The sequence below is a fragment of the Halobacillus halophilus genome (assembly GCF_020171985.1).
Classification (GTDB): Bacteria; Bacillota; Bacilli; order Bacillales; family Halobacillaceae; genus Halobacillus; species Halobacillus halophilus_A.
In genome coordinates this window covers 143,691-160,819 of the sequence record NZ_JAIVAL010000006.1, presented here as the reverse complement: position 1 = coordinate 160,819, position 17,129 = coordinate 143,691, and the positions used below count along the sequence as shown (strand labels likewise).

Sequence of the window (17,129 nt, the reverse complement as noted above, 5' to 3'; positions counted from 1 at the left end):
TTGTATTCTTCTGAATTTAGTTTACATTTCTAATTTAGGATCGAGGTTGCATAAAAGCAACCTTTCTATTTCTATAAAGCCTTTTCCTCAGAAGTACTCATTTTCTTCTGATACGTTCCACGCAACATCTGAATGAAGAAATAAGCACCAAGTAAAGTCCACCCTGCTACCATAATCCACTCATACGGCCAGATCAGGCTTGCTGGCATACCAGGGAAATACAAAACAATGAACCCTAAACTTAATACTAGAGCTAAGTAACCAAAGATAGGTGATTTGGCTGCGCGGAAAGGCCGTTCCATCTCGGGTTTCTTTTTCCTTAATACAATAAAAGACAAGGCCACAAAGAAATAGGCCACGACTATTCCTAAGCCGCCAGCATCTACAATCCATACGAGTGCGGACCGTCCTAATAGCGGTGCTAGCATAGATAGGATACCGATAAATAATATCGAATTCGAAGGTGTCTGGTATTTAGGATGCAGGCGACCGAACCATGCAGGCAGCATTCCGGATTTCGCCATCGCATAGAGGACGCGGCTCCCTCCAATAATGAAAGAGTTCCAGCTTGTAATAATCCCAGCTACACCGCCAAGGATCAGAATTTGCGCAAAGGTATTTGAATTAAATAGCGCACCCATCGCATCCGCAGAAGCAAGCTGTGCATTTCCAAGCTGAGCAGGGTTTAATCCTAATCCCACCCCTAAAGCAATGGCAAGATAGAATACAACAGCACTGGTTACAGATACAATCAATAATGTACCGATTTTCCTGCGAGGCAGATTGGCTTCTTCCGCTACCTGCGGAATGACATCAAATCCGACAAATAAGAAGGGGACCATGACTAAGACGGTCATGATGCCGCTTGCACCTCCAACAAAGAATGGAGACAGATTCCCTGGGTCTCCAAGGAAGGCAGAGCCAAAAATTAATATGAGTCCTACGGCAATAATCATTAAAGTAAATACCGTTTGCAGAACGGCTGCCTGCTTTAAGCCGATATAATTAATGAACGTAATAATTAAGGCACCAACTGAACCAATCAACACCCAATTTAAGTGAACATCCCAGCCGGCAATGGTCCACAGATAACCAGCTTGATAATCAGGCAGTAAGTAGTCAATGACAGTCGGGAGAGCGACCGCTTCAAAAGTAGCTACGGATACATACCCCAAAGTGATTGCCCAGGAGGCTACAAACGAGCACTTGGCTCCTAAAGCTTTATGAACATATTCATGCTCCCCTCCAACTTTGGGCATCGCTGAAGCGAGTTCTGCATAGTTTAACCCCACGCAGATGACAAGAAATCCACCAATAACAAAAGCGATAACCGCTCCCATTGAGCCTGCTTCCGTAATCCATGTACCTGAGAGCACCACCCATCCCCATCCAAGCATTGCTCCGAGGGCCAGGAATAATAAATCAAAGTTTGACAGGACTTTCTTTAACTTTTGTTCTTTCATGGAAAAGGTCCTCCTTGGTTTGGGCTTTCATAAAAAACATAATTTTTTCTGATCGTTACATTCAAATCTCTTATTGTATAACTCATAAATTAAGACGATTAGTGAAAGCTATGTATTGTATTGTTTTGTTTGTTTCAAAATTCAGTAAATTATAGCTAAAAATATAGAGGTTTTATTGCAAATAGATTTATAACATTCTAGTACCTCTAGGGAGTGGACAAGCACTAGTAGAAACGCACTTGCCACATCACCCAATGAGTATTTAAGCGTTCAATTACTTCGATATATTTTCACGACTTAATAAGTTATTCAATGCCGCCAATGGACAGATACTTCGTTTCAATGTAAGGTTCGATCCCCTCAGGACCACCTTCACGTCCAATACCGCTCTCTTTCATACCACCGAACGGTGCATGAGCAGCAGACGGCGCTCCATCGTTCCAGCCGAGGATCCCGAACTTCAGATGCTCCTGGTAGTAGATACCGGTTCGGTAATCATTCGTGAAAAAGTAAGCAGCGAGCCCGAAAGGTGTATTGTTGGCAATCTCCACCGCTTCTTCATTCTCACGGAAAGTTGTCAGTGGAATGACTGGGCCAAACGTTTCCTCCTGCATAATGTCCATGCCTTCCCCGACGTTTTCGAGTACAGTAGGATGAACAAAATAATAGCCTTTTTCATCATCTTTATCATATTGATGACCGTAGAGTACTTTCGCACCCTTATCCACGGCATCTTCAATCTGCTCATGGATCTTTTCATAACCACCCGCGTTAATAACCGGCCCAACATCCGTTTCTTCATGAAGACCATTTCCAACCTTCAGCTCTTTGACGCGTGCCGTAAGTTTCTCTGAAAATTCATCAGAGATGGACTCATGGACGAGCACGCGATTGGCGCAGATACACGTTTGTCCGGCGTTCCGGAACTTCGAAGCAAGCGTCTGTTCGACAGCGAAATCGATATCGGCATCTTTTGCCACGATAAGCGGAGCATGTCCTCCGAGTTCCATGGATACGTGCTTCATCGTTGCAGCACTGTTTTTCATTAACAATTTGCCTACTGGCGTAGAACCGGTAAAGGTGATTTTACGGACGAGTGGACTATCTGTGAAAATCGGACCGACATCTGCCCCGTGTCCATTCACGTATTGGACCACATTTTTGGGAATCCCGACTTCATGGGCTAATTGGACAAGTCTAATCGTTGTAAGCGGCGTTTCTTCAGCAGGTTTCACCACGAATGTGCAGCCTGCAGCTAACGCAGGAGCAGCCTTTCTTGTCATCATCGCAGCCGGGAAGTTCCACGGCGTGATGGCTGCCACAAGCCCGACCGGCTCTTTGGTTACAACAATGCGTTTAGAATCTGAGTGAGAAGGAATCGTTCGGCCGTAGATTCGCTTCGCTTCTTCCGCATACCAATCGATGTAGCTTGCCGCATAGGCGACTTCTCCCCGTGATTCTTTGAGCGGCTTTCCACTTTCAAGCGTCATGACTTCCGCCAGCTGTTCCGTTTCTTCTTTAATTTTGGCCGACCATTTTTTAAGTAAATTAGACCGTTCATGGGCATTCACCTTTGACCACGATTTGAATGCCTCATCTCCCTCTTTTAAGGCTGCTTCAATATCTGCAGCTGAGGTCACATCTACTTCTTTCAAAATATCCCCAGTAGCCGGGTTTTTCACTTGGATTGTATTCCCCATAAAACCTCTTCCTCTCTTCGATTAGTCTGCTGCTTCGTCAAAAGCCTGTTCTAAAATCCTCATTCCTTCATTCAATTCCTCATCCGTGATCACAAGTGGTGTCAGAAAACGAACGACATTTCCTTTTACCCCAGCGGAAAGCAGAAGCAGTCCATTATTGTTCGCATAGGACGTGATTGCTCCTGTCTTGGCTTTGTCCGGGTTCCCTTCTGAATCAATAATTTCCACCGCGACCATCGCGCCAAGTCTGCGGATATCGCCAAGATAATCGTAACGTGCTTTCAACTCTACTAATTTATCTTCCAGTGTAGCACCAATTTGTTCAGCTTTATCGCTTAAATTTTCTTCTTCCATAACCTCAATGACAGCTAGAGCCGCTTCACAGGCGACCGGGTTCCCGGCATACGTTCCGCCTAGCTCCCCTGGAGAAGATGCATCCATAATTTCAGCTTTCCCTACCACCGCACTTAGCGGCATGCCCGCTGCAAGGGATTTCGACAGCGTCATCACATCCGGCTCAATATCGAAATGTTCACTTGCGAATAAACGTCCTGTCCGGCCGAAACCTGTCTGGATTTCATCAGCCACAAAAACAATGCCGTGCTCGCTGCAGAAGTCTCTTACTTCCTGCACAAAGCGCTTCGGAGGAATAATGAAACCGCCTTCACCCTGGACCGGCTCCATCACGACACAAGCTACCGTTTCCGGTGCGACCGCAGTGACGAAATACTCCTTAAAGCGCATGATACTGTAATCAATATACTCTTCATCCGTCATCTGTTCAGGTTTATTGGCCATATATGGATATGGAGCCTGGTAAATCTCCGGCGTATAAGGACCGAAATTGTATTTATACGGCTTCACCTTGCTGGTCATGCCCATCGTTAGATTCGTACGTCCGTGGAATGCGCGTTCAAAGGAAACAACAGCCTGGCGATTGGTATATTTTCTGGCTACTTTAACCGCATTTTCTACAGCTTCAGCTCCGGAATTAAACAGCATCGCCATTTTATCGAACGATCCAGGCGTAATCGTGCATAACTTTTCCGCCAGATTGATATAGCTGTCATACATAATGACGTTAAAGCCCGGATGAAGATAGCGGTCCGCCTGCTTTTTGACGGCTTCCGTTACTTTTGGATGGGTGTGCCCTACATTAAGCGTACCGATCGCTCCGGCAAAATCAATCCATTCACGCCCTTCATTATCGAATACTCTTGCGCCTCTTGCATAGTCGGCTATATTGGTGTTCCCATTCCCTATTCCTTTTGGTATGTATTTCTTTCTTTTTCGCTGCAACTCGTCTTTGTTCACTGTTTTACTGGTCACTGGTGATCCCTCCCTGAATTTTATAGATTATTATGACAATTTTCTGGTACAATTAAAAGTACCAGATTTTAAATAATAATGGGACCAGATACATCGTAGGAGGAGCTAGCTGTGTTTTTCCATATTGAAAAAGGAGCCGAACAACCGACCATTTACAAACAGATTTATACGCACTTAAGAGATTTGATCCTCGACGACCAGCTCAGTAAAAAGAAGCTTCCATCGAAACGGAAACTGGCGCAGGATCTGGAGGTCAGCCTCAATTCCGTAGCCCACGCCTATGAACAATTACTGGCGGAAGGCTATATATACAGTGCAGAGCGAAAAGGGTATTTTGTAGAAGATATTACAAGTTATATTAAGAGAAACGAAGAAGACGTTCCGTTCCCAGAGGAATTGAAAGAGAACGATATTAAAGATGAATTTCAGCCCGAGGTGACGTTTTCTCATATCGCGACGGATGCGGAGCACTTTCCATTTAAGAAATGGAGAAAGTACCAACAGAAAGTCATGGAACACCATCGCACTCAGCTTGCTCTCTTACCACACCCCCAGGGACCTTATGAACTCCGCGAATCGATCGCAACGATGATTGCTCTCACCAGAGGCGTGCGCTGCCGGCCCGAACAAATTGTCATCGGGTCCGGAACCCAGCCGCTCATTCATAAACTCATGTCCTTACAAACAAAAGATACTCAAGTGGCTGTCGAAAACCCGGGATATCAGCGCTTTTATCATCTCCTGAAAAACATGGGGTTCCCGGTAAGCCCAGTGCCGTTGGACCAACAGGGTATTTCGATTCAGGCTCTTCGGGAAAGCGATCCTCAATGGGTGTTTGTAACCCCTTCCCATCAGTTTCCCACCGGCACAATTATGCCGATTAATAGAAGAATAGAGCTCCTCAACTGGGCAGCCGAATCTCCTGTTCGTTACATTGTGGAAGACGACTATGACAGTGAATATAAGTATGGAACCGATCATATCCCTTCCCTGCAAAGCCTCGACCAGAACCAGCAGGTCATTTACACCGGAACCTTTTCGAAAACCCTGCTGCCGAGCCTGCGGATCAGCTATATGGTACTTCCTCCCAATTTGCTGAAACGCTACCGAAATGCTTTTGGTGATTGGATCGACGGCCCTTCAGGACTCAACCTTTGGACCCTGAAGTATTTCATTGATGAAGGGGAATACGGAAGGCACGTGAAGCGGATGAATGCCTACTACAAAGCGAAAAGGGCTGCACTTATACGTGAGCTGCGCCAAACGTTTAAAGACAGGATAACGATTCACAACATTCCTGCCGGCCTTCATTTTTTAGTGGATATTGAAACGTCTCTTTCCTATGGGGAAATTGAAGAGCGTGCCAAAGATAATAAAATTATCTTATATACGATTCGCCGTTTTTTCTTACAGGATTATGAGATGACGGAGAAAGGAAAGAAGAAACTGGTTATTGGGTTTGCGAATATGGAAGATGATAAGGTGCGGGAGTCAGTGAGGCGTCTGGCTTTGATTTTCTCGTAAACCTGACTTAGAATTTTTGGGAAATGATAGAGGACTCCTCTCCTAAAAACCCCTTCATTTGACTAATGAGGGGGTTTTTTAATTTTTTTGTATCCGTTTTTTTATGAAGTTAATAGTTTCAATTTAATCTTAGTTACAAGAACCTCCCAATTATTCATTGAGAGGTTTGTAAATTTCATTTAAATAAATTTCCTTCGCCGAAAATACATTCAATATTAAACCGGCCCCCAATTAATTAAAACACCAACCGAAAGCATAACCACCGCAATCACTACCCAAATCAGTAACAAAGGAAGCATCCACTTCGCCCACTTAATCCACGGAACGCCAGCTACTGCTAAACTCGCCATCAACGGACCCGAAGTTGGAAAAATACTATTTGTAAATCCATCTCCAAACTGATAGGCCTGTACAGCCACTTGCCGTGTGATGCCAACCATATCGGCTAATGGTGATAAGATCGGCATCGAGATCATCGCTTGACCGCTTCCCGAAGGTACGAGGAAATTCAAGACACCATTTGCTACGAACATTCCGAGTGCAGCAAAGACAGGTGAGAGTTCCTCTAGCGGAACAGATAAGGCATTCACCGCTGTATCCAGAATACTCGCATTCTCCATAACTATTAAAATCGCACGAGCGACACCAATGATGAGCGCACCGTAGACAAGTTTCTGACATCCATCAAGAAATGTGAGAGCAACCTTGTTGTAGTTCATCCCGGCAATTACTCCAGATACTATTCCAATAATGATAAAGAAAGCAGCCATATGATTAATTGTCCATTTGAACTGAATCGTCGCAAAGATAAAGAACAGAAGTGAGGCTCCTACAAAACCCAGAATCCATTTGTGACGAGTGGTAAACGGCGCATTTAAATCTTCTTGGGAAGCATCCGCTTCATCCAGAACACCGACTAAGCTTTTTGATGGATCATTCAATAATTTTTTCGCGTAGCGCCATGTGTATAGAATCGTTACCCCTACAATGATTACAAAAGCTATAATTCTCAAAATCATACCAGAAAACAATGGGATATCAGCAATAGACTGAGCAATTCCTACGGTATAAGGATTGAGAAAACCCACATTAAACCCTGCAAACGTTGCTCCAAATGTAATGGAAACCGCAACAATGGCATCAAGCTTCAGGGCTCTTGCGATGATTACACCAATCGCAACGAAAGGAATAACTGAATTGGCAACCGCCCCCACAGCTCCCCCAAGTGCAAATAATGTAGACACAATAGCAATCAGCCAGAACTCTTTTCCTCTCGTTTTGTTAACTGCTTTTAAAATACCGCCTTTAATAGCTCCGGATCTCTCTACAATTTCAAACGCTCCACCTGCAAAAAGCACCAGGAATATCAACCCTGCAGACTGGATCATACCTTCTTGTAAAGCTAGAAAAATATCCATGAACCCGGCCGGGCTCCCATCTACTCCACTATATGTACCAGGAATAACCCGCTCCACGCCATCAACCGTTTCCCTTTCAAACGACCCAGATGGAACTAAATAGGTGGCGATTACTGCTACTAACAATACCGCAAAAAGAATAACGTATGTATCCGGCATTTCCCACCTTCGTTTCTTCTCTACCTCTGTCTCTGTGTTTAAAGCTTCATCTGGTAAACTCATGTAATCCATATACCTCCAATTGAATTTTTATTCATATTTTACAACCTATAACCAGGTGTTTACGCTTGGTTTGGAAAAAGATATTGTATAGTATATAAATAAATTGCAATATTTGCAAAATTTTATCAAAAAATGAAAGTAATGGAGGGATTCCGTGATTAACAACCTTTATGAGAAATTGGATGATATACAGCCAGAATTAGTGAAAATCAGAAGAGACTTACATATGCACCCCGAACTTTCCAACGAGGAAAAACGAACACCAAAATTGATTGCTGATTATCTAACCGGGCTAGGGTTAGAAGTTAAGACTGAAGTTGGTGGAAACGGCGTGGTCGGCTATTTAAAGGGAGGAAAACCGGGAGAAACAGTCGCTTTACGTGCGGATTTTGATGCACTACCTATGCAAGATGAAAAAGAGGTGCCCTACAAATCTCAAAATGAAGGCATTACCCATGCCTGCGGACACGATATTCATACAGCAGCCCTTCTTGGCGTGGCAAAAGTACTAAGCAGTGTAAAACACGATCTTGCTGGCACGGTCGTTTTCATTCACCAATTTGCTGAAGAAGTCGCCCCCGGTGGAGCAAAACGAATGATCGCAGACGGATGTCTTGACGGAGTTGATGCTGTCTATGGAGCCCATGTGTGGTCAGAGAATAATGTAGGAGAAATTTTGTTCAATGAAGGATACACGATGGCAGCAGCAGATACATTTGAAATTGGAATTCACGGAAAAGGAGGTCATGGTGCTCTTCCCCACCTCGCCATTGACCCTGTCGTTGCCGCTAGCCAGCTTGTCGTCAACCTCCAGCAAATCGCGAGCCGAGCCGTCGACCCATTAAAGGCGGCGGTGGTGACCGTCGGATCATTCCATAGTGGCGAAGCACTAAACGTTATCCCTGATACAGCAGTAATAAAAGGAACAGTGAGAACCTATGATGAAGAGATTAGACTGCTTGTTGAAAAGAAAATAAAAGCTGCAGCTCGCGGTGTTGAGGAGCAGACAGGGATCAAAGCAGAAGTAAATTATAAATATGGTCACACCTCTCTTTACAACCACCAGCAGCAGACTACAGAGTTGAAGCAGTTAACAGAACGACATCTAGATCAATATAAACTTTTACGAATGGAACCATTTATGGGCGCAGAAGATTTTGCTTACTACCTCAAGGAAGTGCCTGGCACGTTTTTCTTTGTGGGCGGCAGAAACCCTGAGTTAAATGCGGTTTACCCCCATCACCACCCTAAGTTTGATGTGGATGAAGATACTATTAATACAATAGGTAAAGTGCTGCTCCTCTCACTTCTCAATCACAATGTGATCAATAAAAAACACAAAGCATCCGTTACTCAATAGACACTATAAATTATCTACCTAGCATTTTCTAGTGAGTATCTTTCCAAGTTAAGTTCAGGATTCTAATCCCAGTATCTTTAATGTTTAAAATTCATGTCTTTACTCTTACTTATTCTTTGTTACTCCAGAAGCATAAAAGACTATTACCTTATTTAGAAGGTTAATAGTCTTTTTTAAAAAATAGATTGACTTCAATAGAGTTATCTTCACTAGTATAACGTGAACCAGAAAATATTCCTTAAAAAGTCGTTGCTACACTATGTCAATATACACTAGAGGTACTACTACCGATCTTACTAATCGTATTCCTTTCATTAGCTTCTAAAGCAGTAAGGATAACTTCTAAAGATTTCAGGCCTTCCAACCCTGTTATTAAAGGATTCTGATCGGAAATGATAGACTCGATAAAATGGTCGATTACATGAGTGTTAGTCTGACCTTGAGCTTCATTTGTTTGAATTTTATCTAACTTATGGTGCACACTCTCTCCGTTTTTGTAGTCTACTTTGAGAGAGTAGTCAGGGTCATTTTCTAACTGTAGGACACCCTTTTCGCAATAGATAACAGTAGAATTATCACTTCCAGAAACATAAGACCAGCTAGCAGTTAAAGTACCTATGATCCCTGATGTCATTTTCAATATGCAGACAGCATTATCATCAACACTTGTACCCTCTTTTGCCGATGTCTCTACGAAAGCTCCCACCTCTGCAACTTCCCCTAATAGATAACGGATTAAGTCTGCTTTATGTACCCCGAGATCTCCCATGGCTCCTACAAAAGCTTCTTTTTTATTAAAGAACCAGCTTGTACTCCCGTCTATACTCCAGTTTTCTGGGCCACCATGTCCAAATGTCGTTCGAAAACTATATACCTTTCCTAGACTTCCACAGTCAATCAATTGCTTTGCTTTCTGATGAGAGGATACAAACCTTTGATTATGCGCGATCATTAGTTTTTTCTGATTAGTTTCAGCTGCTTCATTCATTGCTTCCGCTTCTTCTATTGAAGTAGCCATTGGCTTTTCACATAATACATGTTTTTGAGCGTTTAAAGCAGTAATAGTAACAGAAGCATGCAGATAGTTAGGTAAACATACACTAACGGCATCTACTTCCTTTAGTTCTAGCATTTCTTTATAATCAGTGAATGCGATTGCTCCATAATCCTCTGCCATTTGAACAGCTCTGCTTTCTACAATGTCACATACTGCAACAATTTCCACTTGCGCGTTTAAATTGTATTCTGGTAAATGCCGTTTCCTGGCGATGCTCCCACAACCTATAACTGCAACTTTAATTTTCGTCATCATCTGGTCATCCTTTCATTCATTTGGATTTTAACAAAGAATTTTCAGCGAATAATGGTGTTGGATGATACGTACTTTCCAATTTCTTTCTTTCGCCTGAATCCGAGGATTCAAAGAAAGCTTGCATTGTTTCAAGAACGTGATAAGCTAACTCACTATTAGCTCTAAATGGAGTTTGGTGCTGGAGTGAGGACACCATATCCAATACACCTATCCCGCGGCTATTGACCGTGTAAGGAAAGCGTAATTTAATCTCTCTCCACTCATCTTCTCCTTTCTTTTTTATTAACACAGGCCCTCCAAATTGATTAGGATCAGGAACTCGTATGGTCCCTTCACTTCCATAGATTTCTAGTGACGGGGCATTGGGAACTGCTATATCAAAGCTCATGATCATTGTAGCTACAAGACCGCATTTAAACTCGATGTTCCCTGAAAAATGGGAGGGTGTATTAACTTTGAATGTTTTCCCCTTCTTTTCCCCCGTGTGAATTACACGTTCAGTGAAATGGGTAGATGTTGAACCAACTACAGAGTTAATCGGACCAAGCAGTTGAATCAAAGCTGTTAAATAGTATGGTCCCATATCAAATAACGGTCCAGCACCTTTCTCATAAAAGAACTCAGGGTTAGGATGCCATCGCTCAGGTCCTGAATTCATTAAAAAGGCTGTAGCAGCTATTGGCCGCCCTATTTCTCCAGTTTGAATTAGCTCCATGCATGTCTGAATCCCACCACCAAGAAATGTATCAGGAGCGCACCCAACAAGCAGGCCTTTTTCTTTAGCACGATGTATAATTCGGTTTCCCTCTTCTTTTGTAACAGCTAACGGTTTTTCACTATATACATGTTTTCCATTCTCTAAAGCTTCTAACGAAACCTCTGCGTGTACTTTGGGGGGAGTTAAATTTATAACAAGTTGAATCTCCCTGTGTGAAAACAACTCGTTCAAATGTAAAGCCTCAGGAATGTGATGCTCAATTGCTTTTTTCTCTGCCAATTTTTTGTTCAGGTCAGCACACGCAATAATTTCAACTGTATCGAAAGAAGATAAGTTTTTGAAATAAATGTCACTGATGTTTCCACAACCTATGACTCCTGCTTTTACTTTTCTCACAAATAGCTCTCCTTTATATTACGATTATTTATTATTTAACTGCTCCGCCCCCTAAGCCTTTTACTACTTTCTCCTGCGAAAATAGATAGATTACAAGAATAGGTAGACTAGCTAAGGTCAAGGCTGCCATTAATCCAGGGACGTTCACGGAAAATTCACCTTTGAAGTCTTGTAAACCAAGAGGTAACGTCATACTGGAAGGGCTCGAGATCAATACAAGTGCAAAAATAAACTCATTAAATAAATGGATAAAGTTATAAATTAACACTGTCATTAAAGCAGGAGTTAGCATTGGAAGGATCACCCTCCAAAAAATGCCGAAATGGGTGCATCCATCCATTTTAGCAGCTTCTTCCAATGCTTTCGGAATTTCCCTCATAAACTGAGTTAAGATGAAAATTGAAATAGGTAAACTAAAAGCGATATAAGGACCTAACAAAGCCCAAAGTGTGTCGTAAAGCCCTATATTCTCGGTGAGTTTAAATATCGGAATAAGGGTAGCGTGGATTGGAAGCATCATCCCTGAAATGAACAGTAAAAAAACGACTCTGTTTAATTTAAAATTCATTCTGCTTAAAGGATAGCTAGCCAGCGCACCAATAAACATAACCACTCCTACCGCAACCACCGTTATCAATATGCTGTTAAAGAAGTAACGAGTTAAACCCATTTCAAAAACTGAGACAAAGTTTTCTAAATTAAACGATGAAAATAAGGCAAAGGGCTTCTCGAAGAAGCTACTCTGATCTTTAAGAGCTGTTGAAATCATATAAAGAAAAGGATATCCGGTGAAGATAAGCAATAAAATAGCAATGATGTACAAAGAAATTTTCTTCATAATGTTAATCATGAAATAGCCCCTTTCTTCTTCCGGTAATAATCCATCAACTGAATAATGATTGTTACAATTAAAGCAATAAAGAACATTAGGAAGGCAATAGCACTGGCATAACCCATATTAAAGTTCACAAATGCTTGCTTGAACATGTAGGTCCCCATGATTTCCGTACTATGATTAGGGCCTCCTCCAGTCATAATGTAAAAAATGTCAAAAGCCTTTAAAGATCCTACAATAGCAAGGATGGAAGAACTTACGATGGTAGGCATCAACATAGGAAAAGTAATGTGAATGAATTTGGTAAAAGCATTGGCTCCATCGATTTCTGCAGCTTCATATAATTCTTCTGGGACCCCGACAATTGCGGCTTTAAAAAGAATCATATAAAAAGGAGAAAATTGCCATACTACTACCAGTAACACTGCGATCATTGCTGTGTTAGATCCACTCAACCAAGCTATATTCCCAAACCCTAACAGATTGATAAGCTGGTTAATAACTCCGTTTATTGGATCATACATAAGAACCCATAGCAGTCCAATAGCCACAGTAGACATAAGAAAAGGAAAGAAATACACACTATTCATAAGTCTTATCCCTCTTATAGGTGCAAATAACATAAGCGCCATTATTAAACCTAAAGGTATTTGGACAAATATTGAAGTTAAAACGACCCATACATTATTAGTTAAAGATGTCCAAAAGATAGCGTCATTTAATAAATTCACATAGTTTTGAAGCCCAATAAATGTTTTTTCGCTCATACCATCCCACTCGTACAAGCTATAATTGAAAGTTGAGTAGATAGGATATAGAACATACACCGCATAAATAATAAATGCTGGAGCAATGAAGAGAAAAATCGTTAGATTATTTTTGAATGTACTACTTCTTTTGGAAATGGCTTGGCTTTTAGTTCGCGAACGCGCAACCTTTATATGTGTTTCCAAATGAATCCTCCTTATTTGCTGAAGAGAGGGAGTCCTCTCTTCAAGCAAATTATTCTAAAGTTTCCTCTGCCTTTTGTTCCATCTTTTCAGCTGCTTCCTTAGGTGTCATTTCTAAACTAAAAATAGCTTGAGTAGTATCTTTGTGAAGCTCTGCTAACTCTGGTGGAAGAGTCTGGTCGTACGGCATTTGCATATGAGTAGCATTCTGAGTGATTTCATAAAAACGTTTAGTAAATTCATCAGAAGGCTCTACTCCCTTAATTCCGTTAAGTGATCCTGTACGGTCCGAGTAATCTTGGGCTGTTTTTTCACTAGTTAAAGCTTTGACAAGCTCGACAGCTAGCTCAGCATTTTCAGTATTCTTTGATACTGACCAAACTGGTCCTGTAGCTGCGCCTACTTCACTTTGCTTTCCTTCTCCCCCTTCTATAGTGGGAAATAGGAAGAAATCTAATTTTTCTTCAAAGTCCGGTGCTTCTGATCGTACGTTGTTTAAGAATGAAATGGTCATATCCATCATGGCTGCTTCTCCTGAGTATAGTAATTGTCGACCTCTACCTTCATCGTATGGAATACCATTAAATCCTTCATTGAAAGCATCATTTTTAACCATTTCTTGTATGTACTGTCCAGCTTGTACATATGCTTCATCGTCAAAACCTTTGCCTTCACGATTGAAAGCGCTATCAAAAAGTTCCGGACCTGCAATACGACTAGCAAAATTCATTAAGTAGTAGGCTCCAGGCCATTTAGTCTTATTTGCTAAGGCAATAGGTGTAACACCATTTTTATTGAGAGTGTCTATAATGTCTAACCACTCTTCATACGTCTTTGGTTCTTGCAGATTATATTTCTCAAATATCTCTTTGTTATAAAACACAACGTCAATGGAAAGACCGAGAGGTACACCATATACTTTTTCATTAAAAGTCCCATTCTCTAGGGCAAGTTTATTGAAATGAGATTCATCAATATCTTCTGTAATGTCCATGACCTTATCCTGTTCTACAAATTGGTTTAACCAGCCTCCGCCCCAGCTATGGAATACATCTGGCGGATTTCCTCCTGACATAGCCACAGAAAGCTTTTGTTTATAGGAATCATTAGGAATACGACGCATTTTTACTTTCACGTCAGGATGCTCTTCTTCAAACCGTGCCACCGCATCTTTGTACACGGCTTCTTTTTCCCCAGGATCAATATGCCAAAATTCTATCTCTTTTTTATCTCCTCCTCCTGAACTAGTTGATGCACCGCCGCAGGCTGCCAAAAAAATGATAGAGCAGAAGATAATAACACTAAATAATTTCTTCAAATTGATCTTCTCCTTTCTTATTTTGAAGTGGCCACTATATTATGCTTTTTTAAATAATTAAAACTATCTTCAATACTCGCAAACGGGGATTTTTTCGACTGATCTTGCTCTACAATCCACCATTCAACTTTATTACTTTCACCTTTATCTAAAACATCTTTTACACTAACTCCTCCGGTGCCTAATTCCGCAAAAAACTGTTCTTCATCAGTAGTCATATCCTTTAAATGTATAAGAGGAGTTCGGTCTGCATATTGATTTAACCAGACACTTGGAGTCTCTCCAGCTTTAGTTAACCAATATATATCAAATTCAGCCTTTACCCATTCAGGATTCGTTTCTGATAGCAATAATTCAAGCGGCTTTCTCCCATCTTCCATTTCGATTAATTCAAAATCATGATTATGGTAGGATAAAGATATTCCTTCCTCATAACATTTACGCCCAGCGGTATTTAATATATCGACTAGCTTTAGATAATCCTCTCTCTTTCTTCTTTCAGGGGGTAAAAACGGGCAAACTATGTGCTTACTCCCCAATTGGTGCTGGTTTTGAATAATTTCCTCTAATTCATTTTCAATAGAAGAGATAGGAACGTGACTTGATGCTGCTTTTAAATCTAAATAATCAATCGTTTTTCTTAATTCATTTGGTTCCATTCCACCATAACCAGCAAACTCCACACCTTTAAACCCAATCTCTGCTACCCTTTCTAGTGTTCCTTTAAAATCTTTCTTGCTTTCCTCCCGCAAAGTAAACATCTGAACTGCAACTGGTATATAAGACAATGTATTGACTCCTTTCTAGTATAAATGTAATCGATTACAAAAAATGTTCAAGTCTTTCTCTTAAGCCGGATCTCACCTCCTTCATTAGCAAATGTAATCGATTACATTTTTGAAATTGCAAAACTAAATTTAGTTATGCAATAAATCTTGTCTAAGTTCCGCACCACAAGACTGTCTAATAATTAACTCGTCAGGTAGAGTATGCTCCATTTGATCCAATGACTCCCCATTAAATCTTTTTATGAGCATTTCCATTGCTCTTTTCCCCATACCATACTTTGGTTGAGCAATCGTAGTAAGTGGCGGATCAAATATTGCAGAAAATTTAATATTATCAAAACCAACTACGGCTAATTCCTCCGGGACCTTAATTCCACGATGTTTTGCCGCATTTATAACACCCATAGCCATTTCATCACTTGCTGCAAATACAGCTGTAGGAGGGAATTTTTGATCGAGAAGCTTCAACGTTTGTTCATATCCAGATTCAAACGTAAATTCTCCTTCTCGAATAAGGTTGGTATCAAATTCTATACCTTTTTCCTTCATAGCCTCCCGGTACCCTTTAAATCTATATTTTGAAATTAAAGAATATAGCGGACCAGAAATATGAGCAATTCTTTTATGACCTAGATCAAGTAAATGTTTTGTAGCCTTTTTACTACTGCTAACATTATCAATGGATACTACAGGTATTTTTGTTCCATCCAAGTGGGCTGTCGCTAGCACAATAGGATATTTTTCGCTTATATCTAATAATGTATCTTCATCTAATTTAGGTGAAAGCATAATCATGCCATCTACTTGTCTTTGCTTCATATGTTCAACTGAACCATATTCACTATCAATTTCATTATTTGAATTTCGAAGCAACACCCTGTAACCATTTTTAGCAGCTTCTTCTTCAATTCCTCCCACAATTTCAGCAAATACCGTATTTATTATGTTAGGTACCACTACTAAAATAGTATTAGTTTCACTCCTCCGGAAATGGCGCGCAAGCATATTAGGCTGGTATTTTAACTCCTCAATTGCTTCAAGCACTTTTTCCTTAGTATTTTTTGTAACAGTCTCAGGGTTTCTTAACACTCTAGAAACTGTTGCAGTTGATACCCCAGCTAGCTTAGCTACATCACTCATCTTTGTCATTATTATAATCATCCTGTTCTGTCTTTCCATCAATGTAATCGATTACAAATTAGTTTAAACGATTTATTTCTTAATTTCAACACTATTTTGAATATTGTATAAATTTAATTGATTTTAGATTAAATTTGAATTAGCTTTGTATAATGTTCGTTTTTACTTTAGCTCTTCCCACAGATACTACTCAAGAAAAATTGTGGCCCATACTATGGATGTAGTTAGTAACCTTACCAGAATATTTAACAAGAGCTACCAACTAAGTAATATGCTCCTTTTATATCACTTCTTTATTAGCCAATAAGCCTTCACAGTTGTGAGTACACGTTATATACTATCATCCTTGTAGATAACCCTGTTTACCACTCATAACATCCCTGCCGCCCTTCATTTTTTAGTCGATATTGAAACTACTCTTTCCTATAGTGAGATTGAGGAGCGTGCCAAAGAAAATAAGATCGTCTTATATACGATTCGCCGCTTCTTTTTACAGGATTATAAGATGACGGAGAAAGGGAAAAAGAAGCTGGTTATTGGGTTTGCGAATATGGAAGATGATAAGGTGCGGGAGTCTGTCCAGCGTCTTGCTTTGCTTTTCTCGTAAAACCAGATTGGACATGATGATTTGTAAAGTGTCTCTGAGATACTAGTCT

At 40.8% G+C, this 17,129-nt stretch carries 13 protein-coding genes; 2 read left to right on the top strand and 11 right to left on the bottom strand.

Going from position 1 to position 17,129, the window contains the following annotated elements; translation table 11 throughout:
* Nucleotides 1-71: 71 nt before the first annotated feature.
* The 3 genes from LCM11_RS12025 to gabT all read right to left on the bottom strand — a co-directional run bounded on the left by LCM11_RS12025 (nt 72) and on the right by gabT (nt 4,492).
* Complete coding sequence (locus LCM11_RS12025) at nt 72-1,463, bottom strand: APC family permease (protein ID WP_224894529.1); 1,392 nt, start codon at nt 1,461-1,463, stop codon at nt 72-74.
* Between the two features lie 305 nt (nt 1,464-1,768).
* Nucleotides 1,769-3,163, bottom strand: coding sequence for an NAD-dependent succinate-semialdehyde dehydrogenase (locus LCM11_RS12020; protein ID WP_224894528.1), 1,395 nt, complete (start codon nt 3,161-3,163; stop codon nt 1,769-1,771).
* Between the two features lie 21 nt (nt 3,164-3,184).
* A complete protein-coding gene (gene gabT / locus LCM11_RS12015; RefSeq protein WP_224894527.1) occupies nt 3,185-4,492 on the bottom strand; it encodes a 4-aminobutyrate--2-oxoglutarate transaminase in 1,308 nt (435 codons plus the stop codon).
* A 111-nt stretch (nt 4,493-4,603) separates the two neighbouring features.
* On the opposite strand from gabT, the gene LCM11_RS12010 reads away from it, so the two are divergent.
* Nucleotides 4,604-6,016, top strand: a complete 1,413-nt coding sequence (locus tag LCM11_RS12010) for a PLP-dependent aminotransferase family protein (RefSeq protein ID WP_224894526.1) — start codon at nt 4,604-4,606, stop codon at nt 6,014-6,016.
* A gap of 215 nt (nt 6,017-6,231) precedes the next feature.
* On the opposite strand, the gene LCM11_RS12005 is transcribed toward LCM11_RS12010, so the two are convergent.
* Nucleotides 6,232-7,656 (bottom strand): YfcC family protein, encoded by a 1,425-nt coding sequence (locus tag LCM11_RS12005; protein WP_224894525.1) that lies wholly within the window; start codon nt 7,654-7,656, stop codon nt 6,232-6,234.
* Between the two features lie 154 nt (nt 7,657-7,810).
* On the opposite strand from LCM11_RS12005, the gene LCM11_RS12000 reads away from it, so the two are divergent.
* A complete protein-coding gene (locus LCM11_RS12000) occupies nt 7,811-9,016 on the top strand; it encodes a M20 metallopeptidase family protein (protein WP_224894524.1) in 1,206 nt (401 codons plus the stop codon).
* 262 nt (nt 9,017-9,278) lie between these two features.
* On the opposite strand, the gene LCM11_RS11995 is transcribed toward LCM11_RS12000, so the two are convergent.
* The 7 genes from LCM11_RS11995 to LCM11_RS11965 all read right to left on the bottom strand — a co-directional run bounded on the left by LCM11_RS11995 (nt 9,279) and on the right by LCM11_RS11965 (nt 16,482).
* Entirely contained in the window at nt 9,279-10,325 is a 1,047-nt protein-coding gene (locus tag LCM11_RS11995) for a Gfo/Idh/MocA family protein (RefSeq protein WP_224894523.1), read from the bottom strand.
* A 19-nt stretch (nt 10,326-10,344) separates the two neighbouring features.
* The gene (locus LCM11_RS11990; protein WP_224894522.1) at nt 10,345-11,442 is read right to left on the bottom strand and encodes a Gfo/Idh/MocA family protein; all 1,098 of its coding nucleotides are present in this window, start codon (nt 11,440-11,442) and stop codon (nt 10,345-10,347) included.
* Nucleotides 11,443-11,473: 31 nt separating this feature from the next.
* Entirely contained in the window at nt 11,474-12,292 is an 819-nt protein-coding gene (locus tag LCM11_RS11985) for a carbohydrate ABC transporter permease (protein ID WP_224894521.1), read from the bottom strand.
* Complete coding sequence (locus LCM11_RS11980) at nt 12,289-13,230, bottom strand: carbohydrate ABC transporter permease (protein ID WP_224894520.1); 942 nt, start codon at nt 13,228-13,230, stop codon at nt 12,289-12,291. The genes LCM11_RS11985 and LCM11_RS11980 overlap by 4 nt, the downstream gene beginning before the upstream one ends.
* 49 nt (nt 13,231-13,279) lie before the next feature.
* Nucleotides 13,280-14,545 carry an ABC transporter substrate-binding protein gene (locus LCM11_RS11975; protein WP_224894519.1) on the bottom strand — a complete coding sequence of 422 codons (1,266 nt, stop codon included), beginning with the start codon at nt 14,543-14,545 and terminating at the stop codon, nt 13,280-13,282.
* Nucleotides 14,546-14,562: 17 nt separating this feature from the next.
* Nucleotides 14,563-15,333, bottom strand: a complete 771-nt coding sequence (locus tag LCM11_RS11970; RefSeq protein WP_224894518.1) for a sugar phosphate isomerase/epimerase family protein — start codon at nt 15,331-15,333, stop codon at nt 14,563-14,565.
* 129 nt (nt 15,334-15,462) lie between these two features.
* The gene (locus LCM11_RS11965) at nt 15,463-16,482 is read right to left on the bottom strand and encodes a LacI family DNA-binding transcriptional regulator (RefSeq protein WP_224894517.1); all 1,020 of its coding nucleotides are present in this window, start codon (nt 16,480-16,482) and stop codon (nt 15,463-15,465) included.
* Nucleotides 16,483-17,129 lie beyond the last annotated feature (647 nt).

Excerpts from the sequence above, each read along its gene's own strand:
- LCM11_RS12025 (WP_224894529.1), bottom strand. The coding sequence starts at position 1,463 with ATGAAAGAACAAAAGTTAAAGAAAGTCCTGTCAAACTTTGATTTATTA.
- LCM11_RS12020 (WP_224894528.1), bottom strand. The coding sequence starts at position 3,163 with ATGGGGAATACAATCCAAGTGAAAAACCCGGCTACTGGGGATATTTTG.
- LCM11_RS12005 (WP_224894525.1), bottom strand. The coding sequence starts at position 7,656 with ATGAGTTTACCAGATGAAGCTTTAAACACAGAGACAGAGGTAGAGAAG.
- LCM11_RS11965 (WP_224894517.1), bottom strand. The coding sequence starts at position 16,482 with ATGACAAAGATGAGTGATGTAGCTAAGCTAGCTGGGGTATCAACTGCA.
- LCM11_RS11995 (WP_224894523.1), bottom strand. The coding sequence starts at position 10,325 with ATGACGAAAATTAAAGTTGCAGTTATAGGTTGTGGGAGCATCGCCAGG.
- LCM11_RS11985 (WP_224894521.1), bottom strand. The coding sequence starts at position 12,292 with ATGATTAACATTATGAAGAAAATTTCTTTGTACATCATTGCTATTTTA.